Source organism: Acidaminococcus sp. HCP3S3_G9_1 (genome assembly GCF_052122455.1).
Taxonomy (GTDB): domain Bacteria; phylum Bacillota; class Negativicutes; order Acidaminococcales; family Acidaminococcaceae; genus Acidaminococcus.
The window spans coordinates 95,411-103,327 of the sequence record NZ_JBQKCH010000010.1 but is presented as its reverse complement, the minus strand read 5'-3'; the positions used below and the strand labels follow the sequence as shown (position 1 = coordinate 103,327).

Annotated in this window: 6 protein-coding genes; all 6 read right to left on the bottom strand. The window is 57.2% G+C overall.

Annotation, left to right across the window (positions count from 1 at the left end; translation table 11 throughout):
* Positions 1-171: 171 nt before the first annotated feature.
* The 6 genes from ACTQY1_RS07750 to ACTQY1_RS07725 all read right to left on the bottom strand — a co-directional run bounded on the left by ACTQY1_RS07750 (position 172) and on the right by ACTQY1_RS07725 (position 7,917).
* Positions 172-1,518, bottom strand: a complete 1,347-nt coding sequence (locus ACTQY1_RS07750) for an MATE family efflux transporter (RefSeq protein ID WP_441374027.1) — start codon at positions 1,516-1,518, stop codon at positions 172-174.
* A 55-nt stretch (positions 1,519-1,573) separates the two neighbouring features.
* On the bottom strand, positions 1,574-3,562 hold the full coding sequence (gene lysS / locus ACTQY1_RS07745) for a lysine--tRNA ligase (RefSeq protein WP_441369152.1): 1,989 nt from the start codon (positions 3,560-3,562) through the stop codon (positions 1,574-1,576).
* Positions 3,563-3,588: 26 nt separating this feature from the next.
* Positions 3,589-4,107: a transcription elongation factor GreA gene (gene greA / locus ACTQY1_RS07740; protein ID WP_441374026.1), complete on the bottom strand. Its 519-nt coding sequence runs from the start codon at positions 4,105-4,107 to the stop codon at positions 3,589-3,591.
* Between the two features lie 203 nt (positions 4,108-4,310).
* Positions 4,311-5,435: an SLC13 family permease gene (locus ACTQY1_RS07735; protein ID WP_154487338.1), complete on the bottom strand. Its 1,125-nt coding sequence runs from the start codon at positions 5,433-5,435 to the stop codon at positions 4,311-4,313.
* A 794-nt stretch (positions 5,436-6,229) separates the two neighbouring features.
* Positions 6,230-6,739, bottom strand: a complete 510-nt coding sequence (gene tpx, locus ACTQY1_RS07730) for a thiol peroxidase (RefSeq protein WP_441374025.1) — start codon at positions 6,737-6,739, stop codon at positions 6,230-6,232.
* Between the two features lie 1,019 nt (positions 6,740-7,758).
* Positions 7,759-7,917, bottom strand: coding sequence for a hypothetical protein (locus tag ACTQY1_RS07725; protein WP_441374024.1), 159 nt, complete (start codon positions 7,915-7,917; stop codon positions 7,759-7,761).

The window sequence follows — 7,917 nt, the reverse complement described above, 5'->3', positions numbered from 1 at the left end:
TTTACTGCTTTCGATGGTGAAATTAAAATAAAAACAGACGTGAGCAAAAATCGCTCACGTCCGTGTGTGGTAGATGAATTGGAGCTTACCCCAACATTTGACAAAGAACCTAAAAAAAGACTGGCGCCTGCGGCGCCAGTCTTTTTTTCCACGATTGGGGTGTGAATCTTTTCACACCCCCTTTTTTCTCTCCATATCCTTCATCACCCACTGCCAGGCACACCAGGCGAACAGGCCGGCGGTCAGCCAAGCCATGGGGTCGCAGGCGGCGGAGATGGCGTAGCTGTGGGTGTGCATGCCCAGAAGGGCCGTGCCGCCCCGGGCGGCCAGTTCCACCACCCCGCACAGGGTGGGCGCCAGGGCGTACCCCACCCCCTGCATGGCGTTCCGGTAAATGAAGATGCTGCTCAGGGGCAGGTAGAACCACATGGCAATGTCTCCATAGGTTTGGGCCCAGGGCATAAGGGCCGCCGGGTCCGTATCCCCGGAAAAGAAGAAGCCCATGAGCCAAGGCAGCAGATAGTGGAGCACCACCGCCGCCAGCACCGAATACAGGGCCATCACCCGGAGGGATTTCTTCACCCCCAGGCTGATCCGTTCCAGGTCTCCCCGGCCGAAATTCTGGCCTGCATAGGTGGCCATGGTCTGGCCCATGGACAGACACCCCTGGGTCAGCAGCATGGATACCTTGGAAGCCGCCGTATAAGCCGCGGCAGCGGTGGAACCGAACAGGTTGATGGCAGACTGGGCAATCATGATCCCGGAGGCGGTGATGGAAAACTGGAGAGCCATGGGCACCCCCATCCGGAGCTGTTCCCGGGTCTCATACCGGTACATTCCCCAGTCCTGTTTCTCCGGCACCAGTACCGGGACTTTTTTCAGGATGTACACCAGGCACAGGAGCACGGAGAGCCCCTGGCTCACCACCGTGGCCAGGGCCGCCCCGGCCACTCCCATGCCAAACTGGATGATCAGCAGCAGATCCAGCCCCACATTGAGGCAGGCGGAAAACACCAGGAAGAACAACGGGGCTTTGCTGTTCCCCACGGACCGGAGGAACACGGAAGCCATGTTGTAGAATACGTTGGTGAAAAGCCCCTGGAAAATGATGGTGATGTAAGTCCGGGCATCGTTCCAGATATCCGCCGGAGTGTTCAACAGTTCCAGGAGCCAGGGCACGGCGGCGGTGCTCAAAAGGGTCATGGCCAGGGAAAGGAGCAGCGCCAGAAGGGTGCCGTTGGCTACGCTCCGGCGGACCCCGGCCTCATCCCTGGCCCCGAACCGCTGGGAGGTGAGGATGCCGAAGCCGGCGGTGATCCCCAGGGCAAAGCCCAGGACCAGGAACATCAGGGTGCCGGCGGAGCCTACGGCCGCCAGAGCCCCGGCCCCCACATACCGGCCCACGATGATCATATCCGCCATGTTATACAGCTGCTGGAACACGTTGCCCACGAACATGGGGAAAAGGAATTCCAGGATCAGGGGAAGGATGGGTCCCCGGGTCATGTCTTTTTGCATGGTTGTCACACCTCATAGAAAAAAGGGGCTGTTGCTCACGCAACAGCCCTTTTTATCAGCACAATTTCGCGCCGGCGGGGATATGGGGATCCAACATCAGGAGATGGAGTTTCCGTTCTTCCCCTTCCATATGTTCCGCGCTGAGCAGCATCCCGCAGGATTCGATGCCCATCATCTTCCGGGGCGGCAGGTTCACAATGGCCACACAGGTCTTGCCGATCAGGTCTTCCGGATCGTAGTAGGCCTTGATGCCGCTGAGGATGGTCCGGTCGGTGCCGGTGCCGTCGTCCAGGGTGAACTGGAGCAGCTTCTTGCTCTTGGGCACGGCGAAGCAGTCCTTCACCTTCACCACCCGGAAGTCGCAGTCTGCAAACTTGTCGAAATCCACATAGTCGGTGAAGAGCGGTTCGATGGTCACGTTGGAGAAGTCGATCTTTTCCGGTGCCACCGTTTCGAAAGCCGGAGCTGCAGCAGTTTCGGCTGCCACAGGAGCAGCAGCAGGAGCCTTGGGGGCTTCGTTCTTCCCACCGTCCAGAGGTTTCATGGTGGGGAACAGCAGCACGTCACGGATGGACACAGCCCCCGTCAGGAACATTACCAGACGGTCGATGCCGATGCCCAGGCCCCCTGTGGGAGGCAGACCGTGCATCAGGGCGTTGATGAAGTCTTCGTCCATCATGCCGGCTTCGTCATCCCCGGCATTCCGTTCTTCCACCTGTTTTTCGAACCGTTCCTTCTGGTCCAGAGGATCGTTCAGTTCAGTGAAGCCGTTGCACAGTTCCCGGCCGAAGATGTACCCTTCGAAACGGTCGGTGATGTCCGGATCCGCCACACTGCTCTTGGCCAGAGGAGAGATTTCCTTGGGATGGCCGGTGATGAAAATGGGCTGGATCAGGTTCTTTTCCACGAATTCGTCGAAGAAGGCGTTGATGATCTTGCCCACGCCCCAGGCGGGTTCCACCGCCACACCGGCTTCTTTGGCCAGCTGCCGGGCCACTTCCACGTCCTTGACGCCGGTGAAGTCCTTGCCGCTGTATTTCTTCACAGCGTCGATCATGGACATCCGGGGCCAAGGCCCGGTCAGGTCGATTTCCGTGCCTTCATACTGGATCTTCAGGGTCCCCAGGACCTTTTCCGCACAGGTGGTGACGATTTTTTCCGTCAGGTCCATCATGGTGTTGAAATCCCCGAAGGCTTCATAACATTCCAGGGTGGTGAATTCCGGGTTGTGTTTGATGTCCATCCCTTCGTTCCGGAACACCCGGCCCAGTTCGTACACCCGTTCCAGGCCACCTACCACCAGACGCTTCAGGTTCAGTTCCGTGGCGATCCGCAGGTACAGGTCAATGTCCAGGGCATTGTGATGAGTAATGAAGGGCCGTGCGGTGGCGCCCCCGGAGATGGTGTTCAGCACAGGGGTTTCCACTTCCAGGTAGCCCTGGTCGTCCAGCACCTGCCGGATGCACTTGATGATCTGGGTCCGTTTCACGAACACATCCCGGACTTCCGGGTTCACGATCAGATCCACATACCGCTGACGGTAGCGGATTTCCTTATCCTTCAGCCCATGCCATTTTTCCGGCAGGGGTTTCAGGGCCTTGGAGAGGAATTCCAGTTTCTGGACCCGGATGGAGGGTTCCCCCATATGGGTCTTGAACACGGTGCCTTCCACCCCTACAATATCCCCGATATCCAGCAGTTTCACCACGCTGTAGGCTTCTTCGCCCAGTTCGTCCTTCCGGACATACAGCTGGATCTTGCCGGTCTTGTCCTGGAGATCCATGAAACAGGTCTTGCCGTGGCCCCGGATGGCCAGGAGACGGCCGGCCACTTTCACTACAGTGCCGGCAGCTTCCATGGCATCCACCTGGTCATGGACTTCTTTGGTGTGATGGGTCCACTGATAGGCATGGCCAAAGGGCAGGATGCCCTTTTCTTCCAGTTTGTGCATTTTATCCAGACGGACCTGCATCTGTTCATTGACGTCTTCGTCCGCCAGTGCTTCCTTCTCTACGTCCGGTTGGTTCTTCTTTTCGTCGGACATGAAAACCCTCCTGATTCTTTGCGAAATTATTTTGCGTCCTTGGCGGCAGCCTTTTTGGCAGCGCCGGGACGGCTTACGGCTACAATCTTGTAGTCCAGTTCACCGATGAGGGTGGTGACCTTCACCACGGAACCCACCTTCTGGCCCAGGATGGCTTTGCCCACCGGGGATTCATTGGAGATCCGGGGCGGTTCGGCCATAGGGTCGGCTTCGGTGGTCCCTACCACGGTGTATTCTTCCTGATCATGGGTTTCCATGTCTTCGATCTTCACCTTGCAGCCCAGGGAAACCACGTTTTTGGTAATGTCGGAATCCTTGATGATCTTGGCATTCCGGATCATGTTTTCCAGGGTCAGGATCCGGCCTTCCACAAAGGCCTGTTCGTTTTTGGCATCGTCATATTCGGAGTTTTCGCTGATGTCCCCGTAAGAAATGGCAACCTTCAGCCGTTCGGCCACCTGCTGCCGTTTCTCGGAACGGAGATAATCCAGTTCGTCTTCTAATTTTTTGAGACCTTCTTCGGTCAAAATTGTTTGTTCAGCCATGTTTCACGACTCCTTTATAGGCTTTTTGGCTATTACCATATCTTGTAAATTATAGAGTTTTTCCGGGGGGTTGTCAATGGGAAAGGCCCCGCCGGGGCGGGGCCGTCAATGGTCAATGGTCAATTGTCAATTGTCAATGGCCGGAGGAGGCCAAATGCGGACCCATTTGGCGTTGAAGGGATGGGCCCTCTCCGGGCGGGCCCCTACAGAACCGCTGCCATCCCCGCCAGGGGCACCAGGAAGGCCAGGTTGGCCAGGGTGAATGCCTTCAGATAATATCCCTGGAGCCAGGGGTAGCGGCGTACATAATACCCGTAGGAAATCAGGCTGGCCATGGAGGCGATCAGGGTCCCCAGGCCCCCGATGTCCGTACCCAGCACCAGGGCCCGGCCGTTGTCCGTGAACCCGGACAGCAGCACCGCCGCCGGCACGTTGCTGATCACCTGGCTGGCCAGAAGGGCCGTAAAAAATTCCCGCCCCTCCAGAAAGGAAATCAGCAGCTGCCGGAAGGCCGGGATCTGGCCCAGGTTCCCGATCAGCACAAAAAAGGCCACAAAAGTCCCCAGCAGCCGGTAATCCACCCACCGGAACCACCGGGGCCGGACGGCCAGGATCCCCAGGGTCACCGCCCCCAGGGTCACCCGCCAGTCCAGCACATGGGCCACGGTCAAAAGGCACAGACAGAACAGGAACCCCAGGAGCTTTCCGTATTTCCCGGGGCTCCCTTTCCCGGGTTCCCCCCTCCCCCGTTTTTCCAGAGGCCGGCAGGGCACCCACAGGACCACCCCCAGGGCCAGCATCCCCAGGGACACCAGGGTGTAGGGCAGCAGCAGGGCCAGGAATCCCCCCAGTTCCATCTGATAATGGAAGTACAGGTACAGGTTCTGGGGATTCCCCACCGGGGTGACCATACTCCCCAGGTTGGCGGCCAGGGTCTGGAGGATGATGATCCGGGCTGTCTGTTTTTCCGTTGTCTGCCCGGCCAGGCTGAGGAGGGCAAAGGGGACGAAGGTGATCAGGGCCACGTCGTTGGTGACCCACATGCTGCCGAAGAAGCAGGCAAACACCAGCACCGCCCCCAATTGCCGGGTGGTGGACAGCCTTTCCAGGAGATGGTCCAGGAGCCTGTCAAAGAAGCCCGTTTCCCGCAGACCCCCGATCACCCCCATAAGGCAGAACAGAAGGGCCAGTACCGGCAGGTTGAGGGCCCCCACCAGAGCCCGGGAAGGAGGCACCGCCCCAAAGGAAAGCAGGGCCCCCAGGGAGGCCAGGAAAAGGATGGTGTTGGCGCGGATCCAGGGGAAAAGAGTATGGAAGAAGAAGTTCATGGAGGTCGTCCTTTCGGTTGGGAAGGGCCCCGCCGGGGCGGGGCCGTCAATGTGGTCAATGGTCAATGGCCGGGGGAAGCCAAATGCGGACCCATTTGGCGTTGAAGGGATGGGCCCCCTGGGCGGCCGGGTTGGGCTTGCCTTCGGCGAGCCCCTACGGCGTTGGAGTCGGGGAGTCTTCTCCGGTCGATGGGACCAGGTCCCCCAAGTTTTGGTGCAGGAAGGAGGACGGCGCCGAGTACTGCGGCGCCTAACCCACCACCAGCCTTGCGGCTGGTCCCCAGCTACGGCATAAGCGACCTCGCTATCCGCTGAAGCGGATGCTCCCTGCTTACGCCCTTGCAAAGGGCGGATATACTTAGGCATTCAGGACCACCTCCACGACGCTCGCCCCCCCCCCTTGCAAAGGGCGGATAAAAACTCGGGAACTTGGTCCCTCGTTTTCTGGTACTGCAATATGCTGCGTATACTGAAAGCAACGGGCGGTCAGCCCGATCCTTTTTCCGCCCCTGCATAGGATGAATATAGATCATGCGGGATCTCCCCTGGTACTCCCAAAAGCTATGGGCGCAAGCCCGAGCGCTTATCCGCCCTTTCCAAGGGCGGGGGACCGTTGCGCCTGCGCAATGGTGGTGGGTTAGCAGCCCAACGGGCTGCGTTTCCCTTCAGGACCCTTTGCCCCCGGCAAATGGTCTCCTTTGGCGTGAGACGTTTTCCCATAAAAAGAACCCGCCCCCAAAAGGCGGGTTCTTTCCTTTGGCTGCCGACTAGTGGCTAGTGACTGTTGGCTGTTCTTACAGCATCCCCTTCACTGCAGCCAGCACTCCGTCGAAATTGATGGCATGGGTCACTTCGGGGACGTATTCCACGTAGGTCACTTTGTCGTTTTTGTCGATGACCACGACCCCCCGGGCTTCCAGCCGCAGGCCGTCCATGAGGAAGCCGTAGTTCTTCCCGAAGGAAGCGTCCCGGTGATCGGACAGGGTCACCACGTTTTCCACCCCGGCGGCGCCGCACCAGCGGGCCTGGGCAAAGGGCAGGTCCATGGAAACCGTGAGTACCACCACATCTTTGGACAGGCCGGTGACATCCTGATTGAACCAGCGGGTCTGGGCGTCGCAGACTCCGGTATCCAGGGAAGGCACCACGGAGATCACTTTGATCTTCCCTTCATAATCTTTCAGGGTCTTTTCCCCCAGTTTGTTGTCAATGAGTTTGAAATCAGGAGCCTGCTGGCCAATTTTCACTTCCGGCCCCGCCAGGGCCACAGGGTTGCCGGCAAAGGTTACGGTACGTTTTTCCATATTGAAATTCCTCCTCTATATGATCAGAATGGATAGTTTGTTGGTATAGATATAGTATAGCATTTTAAGAATGATTCGTAAATAGAATTTTGTAAAAGATTGAGGAAAAGGACCCCCTACCCGCTGCCCCGGGTCCTTTCCCCCCTTGCCAGAGGGACACAGCCCCCTGGGCGGCCGGGTCGGGCTTGCCTTCGGCGAGCCCCTACGCCGTTGGGGTCGGGGAGTCTTCTCCGGTCGTTTGGACCAGGTCCCCCAAGGGCCGGTGCAGGAAGGAGGACGGCGCCGGGTATTGCGGCGCCTAACCCACCACCAGCCTTGCGGCTGGTCCCCAGCTACGGCATAAGCGACCTCGCTATCCGCTGAAGCGGATGCTCCCTGCTTACGCCCTTGCAAAGGGCGGATATAGGCTGGGTCCATGGACCCATTGCTTATTTGAGTACAAGGGCGAAGCCCGTGTACTTGTTATCCGCCCTTTGCAAGGGCGGGGGACCGTTGCGCCTGCGCAATGGTGGTGGGTTAGCAGCCCAACGGGCTGCGTTTCCCTTCAAAACCATTTGCCCCCGGCAAAGGGTCTCCTTTGACATTAGGCGCAAAAAATCCCCCTGGTTTCCCAGGGGGATTTTTTAACCCTTACGGTCTGATCTTACATCATCCCGGGCAAGCAAATGGCCGTTTGCTACTTTTTATAAATCCTTTAAAAAACCTAGGGAAAATGTGGGTTCCAAAGATTTTTCCTTTTAAATTTTATCAATAAATTTAAAAGGATGATAAACTTTTTGCCCAATTTTTGTCCAATCTGCCCAATACGTAGAATCGATGGGTTTGATTTTTTCTTCCCATTTTATTTTCGTCTCATATGAAATTATATTCATATTTGTCTCCTTAAATTTTTGTCTTATAAACTCGGAGTTTCATTACCGCCTGGACAGCATGATGATTATATCATAACAGACTCTTTTATGGGTCTGTTATTATTTGTTTTTATCATTCTATCGTGTAGTTCTCCCGGCAGAATTCCTCTACAGGGATACCGTCCGGGCATATCTTTCCGTTTTCTGCATCCGTCCACAGATAGGGATATCCTTCCAGGAATCCGGCAACGAGTCCCGGTAGACCTTGCCGTCTTCAACATAGACTTTGTATCCTTTCAGCATCCTCCATCCTGTATCTCTTTTCAT